The sequence below is a fragment of the Aeromonas sp. JL9 genome (genome assembly GCF_024436075.1).
Taxonomy (GTDB): Bacteria; Pseudomonadota; Gammaproteobacteria; order Enterobacterales; family Aeromonadaceae; genus Aeromonas; species Aeromonas veronii.
The window spans coordinates 1-350 of the sequence record NZ_JANFNV010000076.1; the positions used below are offsets into that span (position 1 = coordinate 1).

Annotated in this window: 1 pseudogene; it reads left to right on the plus strand. The window is 60.6% G+C overall.

The window, feature by feature from the left end:
• Window positions 1-92: 92 nt before the first annotated feature.
• Window positions 93-350: pseudogene (locus NOM06_RS20810) on the plus strand (hypothetical protein); the annotation flags it as partial.

Here is a 350-nt window from a genome sequence, read left to right on the forward strand (position 1 = left end):
GCATTAATACGCTTAACGCTATTGTCATTAGCCCGTTTTATAACCTGTACTGGCATAACCTTGCTGTTATGTCGGGAAAAGGAGTGTTCTTTATGCTGTCATGGTTTGAAAGCCGGGTGAATCCGTACCCGGAGACCCCGCCCGCGCAACCGCCGCAGGGCTTCTTCCCCTTCATCTGGGCGGCCACCGCCGGCACGCGGCCGCTGATCCTGGCGATGACCACGCTCACCGCCTGCATCGGCGCCTTCGAGGCGCTGCTGTTCTCCATGCTCGGCTCGGTGGTGGACTGGCTGGGCAAGGTGCCGCCGGCGCTGCTGTGGCAGGAGCAAAAGCACAACCTGCTGCTCCTG